Source organism: Paenibacillus andongensis (assembly GCF_025369935.1).
GTDB classification, from domain to species: Bacteria; Bacillota; Bacilli; order Paenibacillales; family NBRC-103111; genus Paenibacillus_E; species Paenibacillus_E andongensis.
The window spans coordinates 1581893-1602107 of the sequence record NZ_CP104467.1; the positions used below are offsets into that span (position 1 = coordinate 1581893).

Below are 20215 nucleotides of genomic sequence, written 5' to 3' on the forward strand. Positions count from 1 at the left end.
ATGGGGATCAAACTTAGTATTTTGGATCAAAGCGTTATTTTCCCGGGCGAGAATGCGGAAGCCGCTCTGCAGCATACCATAGAGCTTGTGCAATTAGCGGAAAAGCTGAACTATCACCGCTTTTGGGTATCGGAGCATCACGATTCCGATCAGTTGGCCGGTTCTTCGCCCGAGGTGCTCATTTCTCATTTATTAGCGAAAACAGAGCGTATTCGCATTGGTTCTGGCGGCATTATGCTGCAGCATTACAGTCCCTACAAAGTAGCTGAAAACTTTAATGTCCTGGCAGCATTAGCACCTGGAAGAGTAGATCTCGGTATCGGAAGGGCGCCTGGCGGGCTTCCTCGTTCTACCAAAGCTCTACAGCAAGGCATCACGGAGCCAGCTACATTATCTGAGAAGCTGAAGGAACTCAAACAATTTATTCATAATCGATTGGATGCTGATCATCCGTTAACAGGGCTTCGGGTATCTCCGATTCCGAGACAACCAGCGGATATCTATCTGCTTGGCGCCACTGCGGCCAGTGCAGAATTAGCTGCTGAATTAGGGCTTCCTTATGTATTTGCCCAATTCATTAATGGTGATCATGCTGTGGCAGCAGCTGCTTTTGAAGCGTATCATGCTGGGTTTAATCGAGAACATGGCGGACAGCCGAAGGCGATCTTGGCTCTGTCCTTAATTGTAGCTGATACAGAAGAAGAGGCCAAAGTGCTGGCTGGCGAGTATAAAAATGTCAAAATCCATTTGGAAAACGGTAAAACCTTGACGGTTGGAACTCTTGAACAAGCCGAGGAGTATGGGCGGCAAACGCAGGCCAAATTCACCGTTGAAGAGAAGGTAGCGGAGATTACGAAAGGTACCAAAGAATCCGTCCGCCAAAAGCTGCTGGACATCCAGCAAACGTATGGGGTAGACGAATTCATCGTTACAACGTCGGTGAAAGATTTCGCCAAACGCTTGCGTTCCTTTGAGTTGCTTAGTGAGGCTTTCTCGGAGCTGCTTGTGTAGTTATAACGCCATACGGCTTTACAAAGGGGGAATGAGCATGAGCGAAGCGCTGTCGGAACAATCACAGTCGGCATTTGAGCAGAAGCTGATCGCGATTCGGCGCCATCTGCATCAAAATCCGGAATTATCGAACGAAGAAGTTCAAACGACCGTATCGATCCGAGGCTGGCTGCAAGAAGCGGGCATCCGAGTGGATAACTTTCCGCTGAAAACAGGTCTTATCGCGGAGGTTGGAGGTCTGCACGAAGGACCCATTATTGCGCTGCGAGCCGATATTGATGCTTTGCCTGTCCAAGAAGCTACTGGACTGGCTTATGCCTCATCAGTTCCGGGCACCATGCATGCTTGCGGACATGATTTTCATACCGCAGCCGTTCTGGGCGCCGCTTTCATATTAAAGCAGCAAGAGAAAGAGCTGCGGGGTACGGTCCGTTTCATTTTCCAACCGGCGGAGGAGAAAGCGCAAGGAGCGGAGCAGGTCATCCGAAGCGGTGCTTTAGAGGGGGTTCATGCGGTATTTGGGATGCACAACAAACCCGATCTTCCTGTGGGCACAATCGGCATTAAATCGGGACCACTCATGGCATCTGCAGATGGGTTCGTTGTTGAAATCGAGGGAAAGGGTACACATGCTGCAGTGCCTGAAGCGGGGATAGACCCCATTGTAACCGGCGCACATATCGTCACAGCACTCCAAGCGATTGTAAGCCGGAATGTGAGTGCGCTGCAAAGCGCTGTGATAAGCGTTACCAAGATACACAGTGGAACCGCTTGGAATGTCATTCCGGATAAAGCTGTCTTAGACGGAACGGTTAGGACATTTGACGAGGAGGTTCGAGCCACGGTTCTGAGCAGGTTCGATCAGGTGGTTCATGGTGTAGCGGCTGCTTATGGGACGAAAGCATCTGTACGATGGATCAAGGGTCCGCCAGCCGTGCATAACGATGCGGGGTTAGCGGAATTAGCAACCCGTGCTGCGGGTATTGCAGGCTTGCAAGTCATCACGCCTACACCGTCGCTAGCAGGGGAAGACTTCGCGTTCTATCAGAAGAAGGTGCCAGGCATCTTCGTATTCATGGGCACATCGGGTGCGCAGGAATGGCACCATCCCGCTTTTGATCTCGATGAGCGCGCGCTGCCAATCAGCGCCAACTATTTTGCCATATTAGCGGAGCAAGCTCTCAAGCAAATAAGCTCCAAATTCGAAGTGGAGGTATCGGGATGAGTCAACTTGTAATCGATATTGGGCCTTATATAGAAACAAATAAACAGTTAAGGGCTGCGATTGAAGGTCTTACGGATGAGCAGTTGACATGGAAGGAAAATGCGGATAAATGGAGTGTGACAGAAGTTCTGTCTCATTTGACCGATCACAACATCGTTGTTTCTTTTCGCATTCGCGAGATCATTTCTGGATCGACGGTTCAATTGCCTGCCTTTGGGCAAGATGCATGGGTAAGTAGTGCCAAGGCCAATGAAGGCGCAGCTGTAGATATTTTGGACGCTTTTCAAGCGTTATTGACCTATAACAGCCTATTATTGCGAAGATTATCCCCCCAAGACTGGGAGAAAACGGGTGTTAACTTCAAAGGACAGACGTTAGCGCTGACGGATGTCGTTCAATCTTTTACCGCACATGTGCAGGTACACCTTGCTCAAATTGAGCGGATTAAACAAGCTGAGCGAGCAGCGAATCTTTAATGGTCTAAAACGGACTAAACCTATATGGGATAGAAAGAGGTGTGGGGAAATGAGTATAAATAGGATTCGGATTCGTGACGCTCGTACAGAAGACCGTGAGGTGATCAGACAGCTTCTTATTGATGCTTATGGTCAGTACGAAACTGTGCTCCCTCCTGAAGGATGGCAGCAATACAAAGACAACATTCTTGCCTCTGTAGATGGCGACGCTCCTTCTGCACGACTAATTGCCGAAATCAATGGGGAAATCGTTGGCAGCTCCCTCTTGTTCCTATCTTCTCAGGTTGCCTATGGACTTCCTGAATTGGATATCCATACGCCGATTATTCGCTTATTGGCTGTTTCCCCCCAGGCTAGAGGCAAGGGAATTGCTACGGAGCTTATTAAAGAAAGTGCTAGGCGAGCGCTGGAATTGGGTGCATCTACGCTGCATCTGCACACTTCCGATATGATGGAATCTGCCGTGAAGCTTTATGAGCGTTTAGGTTTCGAACGGGCATTTGATAAGGATATTCTAAAGGGCGAAAACGTAGTAAAAAGCTATCGTCTGCAGCTCAAAGAAGCAGCGATTCTTCAATAATAATCATAAGGACGTGATGACGATGTCAAAACAAAAGCAATTGAAGCTTGGAGCTATCATTCATGGTGTTGGTGGAAACATATCAGGATGGCGCCATCCCGATGCGATTACGGATGCCAGCGTCAATTTTGGCTTTTATAAACAGCAGGCTCAGAAGGCTGAAGCCGGTAAATTCGATCTGGTCTTTATTGCGGACGGTCTGTACATTACCGAGAAATCCATCCCTCATTTTTTGAATCGGTTTGAACCGATTACGATTCTTTCGGCGCTGGCTGCTGTCACATCCAACATCGGTCTTGTTGGTACGCTTTCGACCTCTTACAGCGAACCATTTACTGTGTCCAGACAATTCGGCTCGATTGATCTGATCAGTGATGGGCGTGCAGGCTGGAACATCGTGACTTCACCGCTAGAGGGGTCGGCTAGAAATTATAGCAAAGACCAACACCCCACACATCCAGAACGATATCGAATCGCGAATGAATTCTTGGAAGTAACGCGTGGACTTTGGGATTCCTGGGAAGACGATGCCTTTATCCGGGATAAAGAAAGCGGCGTATTCTTTGATCCGAGCAAGCTTCATACGTTGAACCACAAAGGGGAGTTCTTCTCCGTGCAGGGACCACTCAATATCGCGCGTTCGAAGCAAGGTCAGCCGGTTATTTTCCAAGCAGGAGCTTCTGAGGATGGTCGGGCTTTCGCGGCTAGAGTCGCTGATGCCATATTTGCCGGACACGAAACGATTGAGGAAGCGAAGGCTTATTATCAGGATATTAAAAGCAGAGCGGTAGCTTATGGCCGTTCAGCCGAAGATCTCGTTATTCTTCCTGGGATTAGCCCGATTATCGGACGTACGGAAGAAGAAGCGGAGAGCAAATATCAAGAAATTGCTAATTTAGTTACGATTGATAAAGCATTGGATTTCCTCGGACGCTTCTTTGAGCACCACGATTTCTCTCAATATCCACTGGATGAACCATTCCCGGATCTTGGTGATTTCGGCAGCAACAGTTTCCGCAGCGGTACAGATAAAATCAAGCAAACGGCCAAAGCGAAAAACCTCACTTTGAGACAAGTGGCGCTTAACGTGGCAACTCCGCGTGGTGAATTTACAGGAACACCTGAACAAGTAGCGGATCGTGTCGAGCTATGGTTCAAAGAAGAAGCGGCAGACGGCTTTATTATTGCTGCAGCTCTTCCCAAAGGATTGGACGATTTCGTCGATCTCGTTGTGCCTATCCTGCAAGAGCGCGGTATATACCGGAAAGAGTATGAATCTGACACGCTGCGCGGAAACCTAGGCGTACCGATTCCGGCTAATCGCTACACGAAAGTAGAGGCAACTATCTAATAATTAGAGTGGATGGATACTCATTTTCATTTTATATATTCAATCTATTTAGCCGCCCGTTAAGGGCGGTTTTATGGCGTTTAGATTGAAGTATTTCCCAATGCAGCGTCGAAATTCCAAAATTTGAAAACAAATGTGTAATCGTTTAAACTGTGAACATAGACTATTGTGGAGAAAAATGTAGCCTATAGTCGTAATGTGTTACTAAATCTTATAGGTGGTGCTGAAATGAGTACGTTTAAATCATGGTTTTCAAATGCCAAATCAGGCTTGTCCGATCAAGTCAAAAAATTTCAAAACAAAGATTTTCTGGATGCCGTTGTAGCGGGTTGTGCGATTGTTGCGGCAGCTGATGGCAGCATTGGCAATTCAGAAAAAGAAAAGATGATTGGTTACATCAGCCGTAGCGAAGAGCTTAAAGTATTTGATGTTAGTAATGTCATCGCTCGCTTCAATCATTTTGCTGGCAACTTTGAGTTCTCAAATATTGTAGGCAAGCAAGAGGCGCTTAAAGTTATTTCCAAGTTTAACAATAAGCCTGAAGTTGGACGAATCATCATTGCGGTATGCTGCGCAATTGGTGCTGCAGACGGTGATTTTGATGATCAAGAGAAGAAAGTTGTCAGAGATATTTGTACAGCGCTGAACCTCAATCCTAGCGAATTTAGTCTGTGATCGTCGATTTACAAAACATTTAATTTGAAAAGTGAAACGTGTTTGGACTTCATCCGTATCAAATGAAAGAGTGAATACAGGAAATGAGAGGAGGTGACCTCGTTGACAATTAGCTTGGTCAAAGGTCAAAAAATTGATTTAACCAAAGGTAATGCTGGTCTTTCCAAGGTTGTAGTTGGACTAGGTTGGGATCCTGCGGTTGTTGAGAAGAAAGGTTTCTTCGGTTCCAAAAAAACAGCTGTTGAAATTGATTGCGACGCTTCCGTCATCTTATTAGATGAGAATGGGAAATTGACGAAAGAGAAGAATGTTGTTTTCTTCGCTAACTTGCAAAGTCCTGATGGCTCCGTTGTTCACTCCGGTGATAACCGCACAGGGGAAGGCGATGGCGATGATGAGCAAGTATCTGTTAATTTAGGACAAGTTCCTGCGGATGTTAGTAAAATCGTTTTCGTTGTTAATATCTACGACTGCGTAAATAGAAAACAAGATTTCGGACTCATTCAATCAGCTTATATTCGGATCGTGAATGATTCCAATAATCAAGAATTAATTAAATTTAATCTTTCGGACAATTACTCCGGTAAAACATCCCTGATTGTTGGTGAACTTTATCGTCATAGCGGCGAATGGAAATTCAACGCGATTGGTGAAGGCAGCACAGATACAACGATTGGCCAATTAGTTAAACGATATCAATAAGAGCTATACCAAATCCCCTATAAAGCGAGGTTATTTCAATGGCAATTTCACTATCCAAAGGTCAAAAAGTAGATTTGACAAAAACAAACCCAGGTTTAACTAAAGTTGTTGTTGGTTTAGGTTGGGACACGAACAAATATGATGGCGGTAAAGATTTCGATCTAGACGCTTCCATTTTCGCTGTTAATGCTTCTGGCAAAGTAGGATCTGAATCTGATTTCATCTTCTACAACAACCCGAAGAATGCGAATGGTTCAATCGTACATAACGGCGACAACCGTACAGGTGCTGGCGATGGCGATGATGAGCAAGTAAGTGTCGATCTAAGTGCGATTCCAGCTGAGACTGAGAAAATTGCTTTCTGCATTACAATCCATGATGCTGAAGCAAGAGCGCAAAACTTTGGACAAGTTTCCAATGCTTACGTTCGTATTCTTAACGAAACTTCAGGCACAGAATTGATTCGTTTTGATCTTGGCGAAGACTTCTCCATTGAAACAGGCGTAGTCATCGGTGAATTGTACCGCAACAACGGCGAATGGAAATTCAGCGCAATCGGCAGCGGCTACAAAGACGGTCTTGCAGGATTAGCTCGCGATTACGGCTTACAAACTTCCTAAGATCTTATTAATAATGCTAGTTTTCTTGCGAAAACTCTAAGGAGATGCAGCAATGTCAATCAGCTTGTCAAAAGGTCAAAGAATTGACTTAACGAAGACGAACCCTGGCCTCAGTAAGGCTATTATCGGATTAGGTTGGGATACGAACAAATACAGTGGTGGGCATTCATTCGATTTGGATGCGTCAGCCTTTCTGCTGCATGCTGAAGGTAAAGCCAAAGGTCTTGAGGACTTCATTTTTTACAACAACTTAGTTGGTGTGGGTGGTTGCGTTCAACATACAGGCGACAATCGGACAGGTGATGGCGATGGAGATGACGAGCAAATTAAAGTTGATTTCTCCAAAATCCCTGCGCATATTCACCGAGTCGGCATTGCAGTAACGATCCATGATGCGATTAGTCGTAATCAGAATTTCGGTCAAGTATCGAATGCGTTCGTTCGCCTTGTTGATGAGGTAACGAATCGCGAGATTTTACGGTATGACTTGGGTGAGGACTTTTCTGTAGAGACTGCTGTTGTCATTTGTGAATTGTACCGAGACAGCCAAGGTCAAGAATGGAAGTTCCAAGCTGTTGGAAGTGGTTTTCAAGGCGGTCTTCAAGCCCTTTGTAAAAACTACGGACTTGATGCCCAATAAATTCACAGGTGGGGTGGTGCGAGTAAGGCATCACCCTTCAATTATGAAGTACGGAAGGGACAGCCCTTATGCATATATCTCTTGTCAAAGGCCAAAAGACGGATGTTACAAAAACAAATCCGGGACTCTCACAGATTGGTATTGGACTCGGATGGAACTCTCCTGCGAACATAGATTTGGATACTTCAGCATTCTTGTTAGGCGCTAATGGAAAGGTAGATAATGACGAACAGTTGGTATTCTACAACAATCCCACAAAAAGCGGTGTGAATTTCATCGATCAACCCTCTCACGGGACCGATAAGAAGCAATTTTCTATTCAATTTTCGGGCGTTCCAGCCCATGTTGAGAAAGTTGCTATCACATTAACCATTCATGAAGGTGAGAAGCTGAAGCAGCAATTCAGCCAAGTGACACAAGCTTATTTACGGATTTTTCATCCTAACACAGGGCAAGATATGTTGCGATATGAATTAGGAAATCAATTCTCCGTCGAGACAGCTATTGTTGTAGGGGAATTATATAGATATGGTACGGAATGGAAATTCAGTGCGGTTGGATCTGGCTTTTCTGGCGGTCTGAAGGCGCTGTGCGGTAATTTCGGAATCGAGGTTAAGGATGAACTGACACCTAGCCCTATACCTAATCCGCTACCTGTGCCGCCCCCAGTTTCAACTCCGGCGCAATCGGGTAAACCTCCTCTTATCCCTCCAGCTCCAATTAATCTGAATAAGATTGAATTGAAGAAGAAGGGCGATCGCATTAGTCTCGAGAAGAAGACAACAGGAAATCTCGGGGAAATTGTCATTAATTTAAACTGGAATCAGAAGAAATCCGGTGGATTTTTCGGTAAAAGCAAAGTGATCGATCTGGATCTAGCTTGTTTATATGAATTAAAGAACGGTGAGAAGGGCGTTATTCAAGCGCTTGGCAACCGCTTCGGTTCACTCCATAGAGAGCCGTACATTGCCTTAGACGGTGATGATCGTACGGGCTCGGTAACAACGGGAGAAAACATACGAATTAATGGGAATAAGCTCTCAGAATTTGAAAGAATTCTAATCTTTACTTTCATTTACGAAGGTGCAACAACTTGGTCTGAAGCAGATGGCGTAGTGTCCATCAAACAAGATGGTGGACCCGACATCATAGTGAAATTGAATGAACATGATAATCGTCAGGGCATGTGTGCTATTGCATTAATTCGTAACCAAAATAATGAAACATTTAGCATTGAGCGGCTTGTTCAATATTTCACCGGTCATAAGGCGTTAGATGAAGCCTTTGGATGGGGAATGAGATGGGTTGCAGGAAATAAGTAATTAATTGCGAAATTTACAGGAGGGTCAAGGCATGTCAGATTTTTTCCAAAGTTTCATCAACAACTTCCTTAACTTTTTCAACTGGGAAGTGCTTTCAACAACACTTTCTGATCCGGTTAGCTGGGGAATTATCGGGACACTGGTTTTATTAGAAGGTCTTTTATCCGCAGATAACGCATTGGTGCTGGCCGTAATGGTAAAGCATTTGCCGAAGGAGCAGCAGAAAAAAGCTTTATTCTACGGACTTCTAGGTGCCTACATTTTCAGGTTTATAGCTATTGGTGTAGGTACGTTCCTTGTTCAAATTACTTGGATTAAAGTGCTCGGCGGCGCCTATCTCCTTTGGATTGCCATCAGTAATCTTTTCTTCAAGAAGAATGAAGAGGAAGGGGAGGTTCAGAATAAAGGACTTTCCTTCTGGCGAACAGTTCTTGCTGTAGAAGTCATGGATATTGCTTTTAGTGTCGATAGCGTACTTGCTGCCTTTGGCGTAAGTGACCAGGTTTGGGTATTGTTCCTTGGAGGCATCATCGGTGTACTTATGATGAGAGGCGTGGCGCAAGTCTTCTTAAAGCTCATTGACAAGATTCCAGAGTTGGAGAAAGCAGCCTTCATCCTTATTATCATTATTGGTCTTAAGATGATTGCCGGCGCATTCGGTGTTCATATTTCACATGTTCTTTTCTTCTCAACTCTGATTGTCATATTTGGAGGCACGATCGTTCTTAGTTTACTTCGCAAAAAGGACAAGCAGGAATCAGCTAACTAATAATACTGACTATACGATGACAATCCCTCCTTTACGGGGGGATTTGTTTCTTAAACGAAAGAGGGAGGAATCGGGAATGAGATATTTTAATTATTTAACAGCGGATGAAGAGAAAGCTCTATTTTATTTACCTCCGACTTCCTTCCATAATCATTCGCGCAAAGAAATCCTTGCTTATTCCATTGGTGCTGCTCTTTATATGCCTGCTACACGTCCCACATTCGCGGAAGATATCGCTTTTGGTAAAATTGAAGGTCTTGTTTCTGTTATTCTTGATTTGGAAGATGCTGTTGGTGAAAATGAGGTTCATGCCGCAGAAGAATCCTTAGTGAATCAAATGAATAAGCTCGCCACCTTCATCGAGGTCGGAATTCTCGATACGGACAATATTCCGCTTTTATTCGTACGTGTAAGAAGTGTGAATCAGTTAAATTATTTGATCGAACGGTTAGAAGAGAATGTAACCCTTTTAACGGGATTTGTATTCCCGAAATTTACTGCAGACAATAGCGAAGCTTATTTTCAAATACTTGAAAATTATAATGATGAGAAACCGCCTTCCGCCCCAATACTATATGGTCTGCCAATTCTAGAATCTGGACCTGTTATTTATAAAGAAAGCCGCAGCTATACGCTTCAAACGATTAAAGAGATCCTAGAGCAGTATAAGAATTTGGTCCTCAATGTAAGAATTGGTGCTACGGACTTCTCCAGCTTATTTGGTTTGAGACGCAGCCCAGACATGACCATTTATGATATAACGCCGATTCGAGATTGCTTAGCTGACATTATTAATATATTTGGCCGCGTTGAAGCCTCTTACGTTATTTCTGGACCTGTATGGGAATATTTCCCTCAAAAGGGTTTAGTTCGTGAAGTGATTATGGATAAAGAGAACGGCATGATTGGCAAGACAATTATTCATCCCACTCATATTAAACCCGTTCAATCACTATACACGGTGACTCATGAAGAGTATACCGATGCAACAAGCATCATTACGAACAATAATGGTGATCATGGCGTTATGAAGAGCACATATGCCAATAAAATGAATGAAATCAAACCTCATTTAAGCTGGGCTAGACGTATTCTCTTACGATCACAAATCTATGGGGTGCTGCATGAACAACAACAATATGACGGATTATTGCTCAAGCATAATCGAGCATACGTATAAGATCGCGGGAGATTTAGAGCTTCAAGTGACATTGACCTCTAACCCCTTTGAGATTCCCCTCGACTCTCTTTTCGGCATGGCGGCAAGAATCAATAAGAAACGATCGTTTCTGTTTGTTAGCAAAGTGCTGGGTAAACATATCCCTGTCAATCCGTATTCCTCCTTGTTAAGCGGGGCTTCATTGGGACTACTTTTACAACAAGCTTTAAAAGGTGCTATGCCGCTACAGTTAATTCCTCAAGCCATTCAGGGCATTATAGATCCTTCTCAGGCCGAGGCGGCCTATAAAGAAATTATGTCCTATCGTTTAAGTTTGCCGCAATCTGTTGCTTTTATAGGGTTTGCTGAAACTGCCACAGCCATCGGGCATGCGGTTCATGAAACCTTTGGTCATGGGGGCAGCTATATTCATACCACGCGTGAAGTGATCGAAGGATCGGAATCCATCATTAATTTCAGTGAGGAGCATTCCCATGCGGTAGCTCATTATTGTTACGCGAAGGATCCTCAGATGCTTACGCATCCTGAGATTGTTGTCCTTGTAGATGATGAAATTACGACAGGCAAGACCTCTTTGAACATTATTCGAGATATGCAGGGGAAATTTCCGAAGAAAACCTACTACATCCTTGCTCTGCTTGATTGGAGAACCCCAGAGGATCAGCAGCAGTTTCTGAAGTTAGAACTGGAGTTAGGTATCTCCATCTACGTGCTTTCCTTAGTCAAAGGTGAGGTAAAAGTAACGGGTTCATCTGAAAGTTTAACCCCCCAAGTGCCTGTCCTTCCTGTTCCAAATCAAATGGAACCCATTCATTTCACGTATATAGATCATTTATTTGCTCATGCTCCTTACGTGAGCCAGCATCCTTATTTACAGCACAGTGGAAGATTTGGTCTTACGCCGGAGGAAAGCGAACTATCCGGTCATTCGATATCTCAAGCCGCCAAGCAGTTGAAACTTACTCGTATTGGTAAGAAGACGTTGTGCGTCGGCACAGGTGAGTTTATGTATATCCCCATGCGAATTGCCGCTGAAATGGGAGAAGGTGTGTCTTACCAATCGACGACGAGGAGTCCCATTCATACGATTGATACAGAGGATTACGCAGTTAAGGTAGGCTATCCGTACTCATCTCCGGAGGATCCCGACGTAACTCATTTTCTATACAATGTTCCAGAAGGTATGTATGATGATCTTTATGTATTTATGGAAAGAGAAGCAGATCCAGCTTCGATGCAGCCATTGCTTCAAATTCTTCAAACGCGAGGGCTGAAACAGATTCATATTGTTTTTTTCTCTCCTCAAACAGTCAAATGGAAGGAGGACACTGCTTGGAAGATTGGCGAGTTAAACCAATAGAGGAGCCTGTGCACTTGGGCAGCTATCCAGCTTCCGATGTGACATTCCTGCTTAAGGATTTGAGCGAGGTTAAGCTGGAAAAGTCGATGGATGCGAGAGAATTAGCCATTCAATCGGGTACGCATTACTCAGAGATGCTACCACAAGAGCATCTGCCAACGTCCGATTATTTAGAACTGTACCGAGAGACGCTTCAGATGTCGGCCAAGAAGGTTGCATTCGCAGTCGCAACAACGGCAGAGCTTATTCGAACTAAGAAAGGACCGAACACGGTGCTGGTCTCTCTTGCGAGAGCGGGCACGCCGGTTGGTATTCTAATAAGACGTTACCTGCAAGAAGTACATCAGCTAGACTTGCCCCATTACAGCATCTCGATTATTCGAGGTAAAGGGATTGACGAGAACGCTTTGTTTTATATCTTGCAAAAACATCCAGAGGCGAAGCTTCAATTCGTTGACGGGTGGACCGGCAAAGGAGCAATCCGTAAAGTGCTTATAGAGGCTTGCAGTAAGCTGGAACGAGAGTACGGAATCAAGCTGGACGATGATCTTGCTGTACTTGCTGATCCTGGCCATTGCACGGATATGTTTGGAACTAGAGAAGACTTCTTGATTCCGAGTGCATGCTTAAATGCGGTGGTATCCGGTTTAATGAGTCGAACGGTACTGCGTGAGGATCTTATTGGGCCGCATGACTTTCATGGTTCCAAATATTATAAAGAGTGGTTGGAACAGGATCTCTCCAATCATTTTATTGAGGAGATCGTGCCTTTTTTTGGTGAGGTAATGAAAGAAGCGCAGCATAGTGCCTTGGGATTACTCCAGCATCCTCCGACGGTTTCATGGAAGGGTTTGCGGGATATCCAAACGATTCAGAGCGAGTATCAGATTGCGGATATCAACTTGATTAAACCCGGTGTTGGAGAAACGACACGTGTACTGCTCCGTAGAGTGCCATGGCGAATATTAGTTGACCGATTAGATAATCCGAATATACGTCATATCCTCCTTTTAGCTGAAGCTAGGGACGTACCAGTAGAAGTGTACCCAGATCTCACTTATTCCTGTTGTGGTATTATAAAATCCGTGAAAGGAGATGCCGAATGATATTTGCAAGTGATTTAGATCAAACGTTAATCTATTCACAGTCTTTAGAGCGCGCCGAAGAATTAGGCGATCGGATTATTACAGCAGAACTGATTGACGGTAAAGTGAGATCGTATATGTCCTCAAGTTCCTATCAGCTGCTTCAAAAGTTGATGTCAGAACTCATTTTCATCCCGGTAACGACACGAACCATGCAGCAGTACAATCGTATACATTTAATTAGTCAAATGTTGAAGCCCACCTATGCCGTTACGAGCAACGGCGGAAATATTCTAATAAATGGACAACCCGATCTGGAGTGGCAAGCCTCTGTTGTTGCTCGCGTTAGTGAATCAAGTGAGCATGTGCAGGATGTCAGGATACTGCTAGATCGTGTCCTTAGTCCGGAGTGGGTCATCAGTTCTAGCTATTGCGACGAGCTATTTTTTTCCCATATCATTGACCGAGCAAAGATGCCGCTGGAGGAAGTAACTCAGATGAGTGCAGAACTTCAGCGCATGGGCTGGAGCACTTCCATTCAAGGAAGAAAGGTCTATGTCGTTCCCCAAGTCGTTAATAAAAGAGATGCCGTTCAGTATCTAAAACAGTTAACAGAGGAGCGCCAAGTTGTGGCATCTGGTGATTCCCTCTTGGATCAGATCTTGATTGATTTCGCTGATTTCTCTATCGTACCAAGACATGGAGAATTATTTCGACAAGAGCAGCTTCAATCGACGGGGAACTATTTATTTACCGAGGAATCCGGGATTTTCGCTGCAGACGAAATACTTAAGTATGTTGAATCCGTAAACATAGGGCAAACGAATCTATTTGTCATAAAGGAGTCCTCATGAAAAAAGTATGGTTTAACCGTTGGTTCTCGGTAGCCTTTCATTACATGAATAGCATTCGTAATAATGAAGATGGCGTCCAATTCAAAATGTACGCTACTCATCCGGACCGTACTCACATGGCTCTACAGGCGGCTGATTTCGCAGATACCGAACCCGTGTTAGGTGATGATGATTATGTGGACTTTGCTCTAGATTTCTGTAAAAAGCATGGCATTGATGTATTCATTCCCAGATTGCATATGTATGCCATTGCGAAGCATATTGATTTATTCGAAAAAGTAGGAACGAAAGTAACGGTTTGCCGTGACCTAGAGCTTTTAGAGAACTTGTTGGAGAAACAAAAGTTTTATGAAGCCATTAGGGAAAAGAACATTATTGAAATACCTGATTATCATGTGGTCAATACGGCAGATGAATTTATGACAGCCTATGAGGCGCTCGTAAGCGCAGGTCATCAGGTTTGTATGAAGCCGACGAATGCCGAAGGCGGTATGGGCTTCAGAATCATCAGCAATGGGCGGGATACATTAAGTGACCTGTTCGGCACAGTTACTCCCTATCTCTCTACGGAACAGGTGTACAAGACTTTATCATCCGTAGATCGTTTCGAGGACTTGATGGTGATGGAATTATTAAACGGCTTTGAGTACAGCATCGATTGCTTAGCAACGGCTTCAGGGGAATTACTTGCAGCTGTACCGCGTCGCAAAGCGGACGGACGGCTAAGACTGCTTGAGGAAGTGCCTGAGCTGATCGAAATCGCACATCAGGTTGCTGCCACCTACAAGATCCCGTTTAATTACAACATTCAAGTGAAGTACAATCAGGGTGTGCCTAAATTACTTGAGATTAATCCGAGAATGTCTGGCGGGTTGCATGTGACTTGTCTATCTGGCATTAATTTCCCTTATTTAGCAGTGAAATCAATTTTGGGTGGGCATGTGGACAACCAAAAGCCTAATTATGGCATTCTGGCCAGTCATATTGAGAAATACGTTATTATGGATTTAGGCGAATAAAAGAAACCGTGCATCATATCTTTGAATAAGATGAACAAATCTGTCAAAGAAGGTGCACAGGATGATCATAAGCGGGATTATACTTTCTGGAATAATCATTGTGCTCATTGTCGTAGCAAGCGCTGAAAAAGCAGAATTTGTGTCTAAATTTATTGAAAAATAGTCAATTATGAAACCTGAAAAGGTTTCTTTTTTTTGTTAAGTTTTGGTAGAATATAAGAATAGATTTGTAAAGCTGGGGAGGGGGCTGAACGTTGCTGGATTTTACATTTGAGATTGTTGATGAGTCTACAATTAATACCAGAATTTTGTATGCCAATGAATGGTTCACTTTCAATATATATGAGAAAGATCATGTTTGGACACTTCATCCCTTTGATGGTATGTTAATACGGAATAAAGATATGTGTCAGCTTGTAATTAATGAACTGCTCAAAAATAAATACTTTCATGTCATGTGCGCGAAAGAGAATATCCTATTGTCAGAACTGCGGACGACGGTTGATTTAAGTAATAGAACAAGCACGTCTACACCTAGTCCTTCACCTAGAGAAGAACGACAGGATGAAGAGCTTCCCGACGATATAAAGTCATTTATGGATTATCATACCTTGGATGAAATTATAGATATGGAGAAACAAATTATTCATAAACGAATGACTTTTTACAAACAAATGTTAGAAGCTATGTTCATGCAAGGAGCGGGACCGGCGGACGAGGAATTTATCCAGATTCAATCCATTTATTTGATGTGGAAAGGATCGTATGAGAAATTGAGTGGGTTAAGCGATCAAGATTTGTCTGGCGGGAAGAAGAGATGGTAGTATAGAGGAAGCGCTAAAAACCAAAGAGTAAATGTTCAAAAAGCCGTAAGGCTTATTTTTTTGCCCTATCACTTGATACAAAGGAGTACCAGATGAGCAATCCCAAAATAGAAACACCGAAGATCCCCAAAGAAATACCTGCCATTACACTGCCAAATGAGGAAATGCAGCCGGAAGATAGCTTTCATACGGGTCTAATAAGTGATTGTATCATTGACAATCAGTCCGCATATAAAGTCGCGTTTGATAAAGTGATATTTCGTAATGTCACTTTTACTCGAATATCAATGAAAGACATCGAGCTGACTGATGTTATTTTCGAGAAATGCGATCTATCCAACGTTGATTTTGGTGAAGCAACAATCCATCGGACTGAATTTAGAAACTGCAAAATCATGGGCATTGACCTGACAGAAGCAACCATTCGAAACGTCTTATTCCATACATGCTTGGCCGACTATGCGACCTTTCGTATGGCTAATTTTAAGCAGATTGTTTTTCAAGAGTGTTCACTTTTAAGTGCCGATTTTTACGAATCCACGCTGCAAAAAGTATATTTCGATAATTGTCAGCTGGACCGTGTACAATTCACGGGTGTAAAGCTTGCAGGAATTGATATCAGCAGCTGTGAATTCACAAGTTTAGGTGTGAGTATTGAGGATTTGCGCGGCTGCATCATTTCGAGGGGACAAGCCTCTGTTTTTGCAAGTCTTTTTGGACTTATATTGAAGGAATAAGGGGAAATAATAAAGGGAATTGCTCCGGCAGCCAAGTATATCCGTGAAATGAGGAGTTAACCTTGAAATTCGGCTTTGATATCGATGATACACTAATTAATTTAAGAGAACATGCCTTTCATATTTATAACCATAAACTAAAGCAAAATATTGGCTTGGACGCGTTCCACGCCTTAACGACGATGGAAATCCACAGTGCCTTCGGTTTGACGAAAGAAGAAGGAGGCAAGCTGTGGTTTAGCCTTCGCGATGACATTTATTATTCGCAGTGTCCCTCTTTTCCACACGCCGTTGACATCTTGCAGGAACTAGTGCAACAAGGTCATGAGGTGTACTATATCACGGCAAGGGCCAAAGAGCATACAGACCGAACGAAAAACTGGTTAATAGCCAATGGTTTCCCGGTAGTTGAGGGACATTTTTATTGTGGGATGAGTGATTCCGAGAAAGTACATATTATTGAAAAACTGAACTTGGATTATTATTTTGATGACAAACCGGCCGTTCTGGAAACCTTGTCACACCTCCCATTGAACCTATATGTGAAAGATAGATCGTATAATCAGCACTTGAACCTGCCTAGGATTGAATCTTGGGATGAACTTCGAGAAATTATAAAATGAAACAGTTTTACAATAAATACATGTGTAGGTAATCGTCCACTGACATTCTTCCATTAATGTCAATCTGAAAGGTTAAACTTTCCAGAATGGAAGAGGAGATGAATTCATGTTAAAGAAAAATGCTATGACGGTCGTCCTAGTGGCCGTAGTAGGAACTAGTTTACTTGCTAGTCTAGGCGGAGCCCCCCAGCCTGTAGCAGCTGCTAGCAACATGGTACCGAATTATGAAGTGAAGCTTCTCCTTAACCCAAGCGCAGTTCTTGGATCAGACTTTAAACTTACAAGCAGCGTAAAGAGTGCATTTGGCATGCCTGATAGCGTGACCAAGATGAACGTCGAGTTCCTGGACACGAACGCCAAGGATATTTATAACAATGGCTGGAGTCCAAGGATTCGTAAGACAGAGGGAGAAAACGACTTCGAGCTTACCTACAAAAAGCGTTATGCCGTTATTGACAACGATATTAATGGTGCCTTAACACTCGCAAACCAACAAGGCTTTGATTCCGGCGACACGGGCTATGAGGCACAAGTCGAGTGGGGATATCAGAAGAAGACACTAAGTATCACACGTCCAAAGACAGGTAGTAAATCAGGCTATAGCGGTATGGATCTCCCAAACCTGACCGATTCCCGCAGTCTTCTGATCAATAATGCACCTGATAAATTTAATAATTGGCTCTACAGTGGTTGGGGGACTAGCAAGCTTGCCTCTTCTCGTGTCTACGGTCCTGTCCTAGCTAAACGTTCAATCGGAACATGGAGCGGCCAACAGCTTTATATCGAAGTATGGCCAATTCTTAACGCAACTGGTACGGGAACTGAATACATTGTTGAAGCTTCATTTAAAACAAATAGTGAATCGACAGCATCCACTAAGCACGATGAATTAATTACCTATCTACAAAATAAAGGCTGGTTCCTCGCTCAAGATTCACTAAAAACACAACTAATCATGGACCGGTATTAAACCATTATCTATAAGACGCCGGCCATAAAAACGAACCAAGATCAAGCACTAAGACCAAATAGCTAAGAATCGAGAACAAGACCCAAGAAGCAAAGAATCGAAAACCAAGAACCGAAAATAGAAGAACCAAGACGCAAAGAACCGAAAATAGAAGACCCATGAAGCAAAGAACCGAAAATAGAAGAATCAATAACCAAGAAACCGAGGACCGAAGAACGCAGAACGCAGAACGCAGAACGCAGAACGCAGAACGCAGAACACAGAACGCAGAACACAGAACGCAGAACGCAGAACGCAGAACACAGAACACAGAACACAGAACGCAGAACACAGAACACAGAACACAGAACACAGAACACTCAAGAACCAGGAGCCAAACCCCAAACCCCAAACCCCAAATTATGAATCCAGTGAATGACCACCTTTCAACAAAGGTGGTCATTCACTTCCATTCCCTATGTTCACTATCCCTTTAACTCAGAATGAAAAGCAAACATGAAAGTAAGTAAGCAAGCTAGAAAGTAAGAAATTAAGAAAGTAATAAAGAAAGTAAGAAAGAAAGTAAGTAAATAAGTAAGTAAATAAGTAAATAAATAAGTAAATAAATAAGTATGAAAATAAGAAAGGTAAGTAGAAAGTAAGTTTAGTGAGTAAGTAAGTAAGTAAGTAAGTAAGTAGGCAAGTAAGATGTATGTATGTATTTATGTATTTATGCGTACGTGCGTGTGATCAAGTTGTTCCTCAATTGAAACTAAGTTTTATTTATATATGACAAGAAATTGAAATGGTCAAATAGAATACCGCTAATAGTCTTATTATTAGCTAACCGATTTGAAGCAGAGTTGAGCTAAATGGGCAAAAATAGGTATGTTTTTTGAAGAAAGGTTCAGTCGATAACTAAATTCGTCTAGGTATTTTTGTAAATGCTTGGGTCCGAGGCCATGGAAGGTGTTATTTATCCATTTACTAGCTTGTTTAGCGAATACGAGCAATGGGCGAAGTCGTGAAAGGGTATAAAAACCTGTGACAACCTCAATATTTTGGGTATCGGATTCAATGTGCTGTTGATGGAAGGCTTTTGTTTCAAAACGAGGAATATGTCTTTCTTTTGGATTCGCAAGAAGAACGTGCTTTATTTTGAGGTAGGTAGACTCATTCCATTCATTTACTGAAGAGCCAATGAGAAGAAGGTGCTCTTGCGGATGTTTGTGAACAGAAGGATTATAAGGTCGTCCATAGATAGCCGAATTAATACAAACTGAGCCCGAAAGCGGAGTTTGATTATCGGAACTATGAATCATAGAGCGGATTTTATGTAAGATTAGCCAGGCCGTTTTATAAGTAACATTAATAAGTTTAGAAAGTTCGGTTGCGGTTGTACCTTTATTGGAACGAGAGAATAGAAAAAGAGCCAGCATCCATTTACTTAGTTCAGTTCGGCTTCCTTCCATAACTGTCCCGGAAATAAGAGACGTTTGATGTCGACAGTGGCAGCATTCGTAAAGCGGAAGACGCCGAGTAGTTGTCACATAAGCATGTCTGTGTTTACAACGCGGGCAACTAAAACCATCAGGCCACTTAGTATGGAAAATATACTCGATGCAAGCACTATCAGTTGAAAAATGATTTTGAAATTGATCAAGAGACATACTTGCAAAATTCATATGCACCTCTCCATTACACCGATATGAGAATATACGTTCTTATTAGTATTATACCAAACATACGATCCTATATCAATGGAATGTGGAAAATATTTCTTTGAAGATCGAGGTTATTTTCTGATTTCTGAGTGATTGGGATAGTGTCCATAGAAGTGCAGAAAAGTAGGGTTGGATGCAAAGTGAGGTGACGTGAGAGCGAAGATACTAATAAGATGAGGTTCATGTCGCAGACAGGGAGGACAGAACAGAACAGAACAGAACAGAACAAATCAGAGAAGAGCAGAGCAGAACAGAGCAGAACAGAGCAGAACAGAACAAATCAGAGAAGAGCAGAGCAGAGCAGAGCAGAACAGAGAAGATCAGATCAGACCAGAGTAGATCAGAACCAAACAGAACCGACAAGATCAGATCAGAGCAGATCTGAGGAGATCAGATCAGAACAAAACAGAACAAACAGAACAAACAGAACAAACAGAACAAACAGAACAAACAGAACAAACAGAACAAACAGAACAGATCAGGACAACA

The 20215-nt window shown here is 43.2% G+C and carries 21 protein-coding genes; 20 read left to right on the top strand and 1 reads right to left on the bottom strand.

Annotated elements, in window-relative coordinates; all coding sequences use genetic code 11:
- The 20 genes from NYR53_RS07320 (at nucleotide 1) to NYR53_RS07415 (ending at nucleotide 18023) form a co-directional block, all read left to right on the top strand.
- Nucleotides 1-1011, top strand: a complete 1011-nt coding sequence (locus NYR53_RS07320) for an LLM class flavin-dependent oxidoreductase (protein ID WP_261304565.1) — start codon at nucleotides 1-3, stop codon at nucleotides 1009-1011.
- A 37-nt stretch (nucleotides 1012-1048) separates the two neighbouring features.
- Nucleotides 1049-2236 (top strand): M20 peptidase aminoacylase family protein, encoded by a 1188-nt coding sequence (locus NYR53_RS07325; protein WP_261304566.1) that lies wholly within the window; start codon nucleotides 1049-1051, stop codon nucleotides 2234-2236.
- The gene (locus NYR53_RS07330; protein ID WP_261304567.1) at nucleotides 2233-2712 is read left to right on the top strand and encodes a DinB family protein; all 480 of its coding nucleotides are present in this window, start codon (nucleotides 2233-2235) and stop codon (nucleotides 2710-2712) included. The genes NYR53_RS07325 and NYR53_RS07330 overlap by 4 nt, the downstream gene beginning before the upstream one ends.
- 49 nt (nucleotides 2713-2761) lie before the next feature.
- On the top strand, nucleotides 2762-3292 hold the full coding sequence (locus NYR53_RS07335) for a GNAT family N-acetyltransferase (protein WP_261304568.1): 531 nt from the start codon (nucleotides 2762-2764) through the stop codon (nucleotides 3290-3292).
- Nucleotides 3293-3314: 22 nt separating this feature from the next.
- Entirely contained in the window at nucleotides 3315-4643 is a 1329-nt protein-coding gene (locus tag NYR53_RS07340; RefSeq protein WP_261304569.1) for an LLM class flavin-dependent oxidoreductase, read from the top strand.
- 228 nt (nucleotides 4644-4871) lie between these two features.
- Nucleotides 4872-5318, top strand: coding sequence for a tellurite resistance TerB family protein (locus NYR53_RS07345; protein ID WP_261304570.1), 447 nt, complete (start codon nucleotides 4872-4874; stop codon nucleotides 5316-5318).
- A gap of 102 nt (nucleotides 5319-5420) precedes the next feature.
- Nucleotides 5421-6020 (top strand): TerD family protein, encoded by a 600-nt coding sequence (locus NYR53_RS07350; protein ID WP_261304571.1) that lies wholly within the window; start codon nucleotides 5421-5423, stop codon nucleotides 6018-6020.
- A gap of 38 nt (nucleotides 6021-6058) precedes the next feature.
- Nucleotides 6059-6640 carry a TerD family protein gene (locus NYR53_RS07355; RefSeq protein ID WP_261304572.1) on the top strand — a complete coding sequence of 194 codons (582 nt, stop codon included), beginning with the start codon at nucleotides 6059-6061 and terminating at the stop codon, nucleotides 6638-6640.
- A gap of 52 nt (nucleotides 6641-6692) precedes the next feature.
- Entirely contained in the window at nucleotides 6693-7280 is a 588-nt protein-coding gene (locus NYR53_RS07360) for a TerD family protein (RefSeq protein WP_261304573.1), read from the top strand.
- 68 nt (nucleotides 7281-7348) lie between these two features.
- On the top strand, nucleotides 7349-8602 hold the full coding sequence (locus tag NYR53_RS07365; protein ID WP_261304574.1) for a TerD family protein: 1254 nt from the start codon (nucleotides 7349-7351) through the stop codon (nucleotides 8600-8602).
- A 31-nt stretch (nucleotides 8603-8633) separates the two neighbouring features.
- Nucleotides 8634-9371 (top strand): TerC family protein, encoded by a 738-nt coding sequence (locus tag NYR53_RS07370; protein ID WP_261304575.1) that lies wholly within the window; start codon nucleotides 8634-8636, stop codon nucleotides 9369-9371.
- 76 nt (nucleotides 9372-9447) lie between these two features.
- On the top strand, nucleotides 9448-10551 hold the full coding sequence (locus tag NYR53_RS07375) for an HpcH/HpaI aldolase/citrate lyase family protein (RefSeq protein WP_261304576.1): 1104 nt from the start codon (nucleotides 9448-9450) through the stop codon (nucleotides 10549-10551).
- Nucleotides 10496-11911 carry a phosphoribosyltransferase family protein gene (locus NYR53_RS07380; RefSeq protein WP_261304577.1) on the top strand — a complete coding sequence of 472 codons (1416 nt, stop codon included), beginning with the start codon at nucleotides 10496-10498 and terminating at the stop codon, nucleotides 11909-11911. Before NYR53_RS07375 ends, NYR53_RS07380 begins: the two co-directional genes overlap by 56 nt.
- Nucleotides 11866-13017 (top strand): cysteine protease StiP family protein, encoded by a 1152-nt coding sequence (locus NYR53_RS07385; RefSeq protein ID WP_261304578.1) that lies wholly within the window; start codon nucleotides 11866-11868, stop codon nucleotides 13015-13017. Before NYR53_RS07380 ends, NYR53_RS07385 begins: the two co-directional genes overlap by 46 nt.
- The gene (locus NYR53_RS07390; protein WP_261304579.1) at nucleotides 13014-13850 is read left to right on the top strand and encodes an HAD family hydrolase; all 837 of its coding nucleotides are present in this window, start codon (nucleotides 13014-13016) and stop codon (nucleotides 13848-13850) included. The genes NYR53_RS07385 and NYR53_RS07390 overlap by 4 nt, the downstream gene beginning before the upstream one ends.
- The gene (locus NYR53_RS07395; RefSeq protein WP_261304580.1) at nucleotides 13847-14869 is read left to right on the top strand and encodes an ATP-grasp domain-containing protein; all 1023 of its coding nucleotides are present in this window, start codon (nucleotides 13847-13849) and stop codon (nucleotides 14867-14869) included. The genes NYR53_RS07390 and NYR53_RS07395 overlap by 4 nt, the downstream gene beginning before the upstream one ends.
- A 254-nt stretch (nucleotides 14870-15123) precedes the next feature.
- Nucleotides 15124-15693 carry a hypothetical protein gene (locus NYR53_RS07400; RefSeq protein WP_261304581.1) on the top strand — a complete coding sequence of 190 codons (570 nt, stop codon included), beginning with the start codon at nucleotides 15124-15126 and terminating at the stop codon, nucleotides 15691-15693.
- Between the two features lie 92 nt (nucleotides 15694-15785).
- Nucleotides 15786-16430 carry a pentapeptide repeat-containing protein gene (locus tag NYR53_RS07405; RefSeq protein ID WP_261304582.1) on the top strand — a complete coding sequence of 215 codons (645 nt, stop codon included), beginning with the start codon at nucleotides 15786-15788 and terminating at the stop codon, nucleotides 16428-16430.
- A gap of 62 nt (nucleotides 16431-16492) precedes the next feature.
- On the top strand, nucleotides 16493-17053 hold the full coding sequence (locus NYR53_RS07410) for a 5' nucleotidase, NT5C type (protein ID WP_261304583.1): 561 nt from the start codon (nucleotides 16493-16495) through the stop codon (nucleotides 17051-17053).
- A 106-nt stretch (nucleotides 17054-17159) separates the two neighbouring features.
- A complete protein-coding gene (locus NYR53_RS07415) occupies nucleotides 17160-18023 on the top strand; it encodes a hypothetical protein (protein WP_261304584.1) in 864 nt (287 codons plus the stop codon).
- Nucleotides 18024-18841: 818 nt separating this feature from the next.
- Here NYR53_RS07415 and NYR53_RS07420 read toward each other — a convergent pair.
- Nucleotides 18842-19687, bottom strand: coding sequence for a transposase (locus NYR53_RS07420; RefSeq protein ID WP_261304585.1), 846 nt, complete (start codon nucleotides 19685-19687; stop codon nucleotides 18842-18844).
- Nucleotides 19688-20215 lie beyond the last annotated feature (528 nt).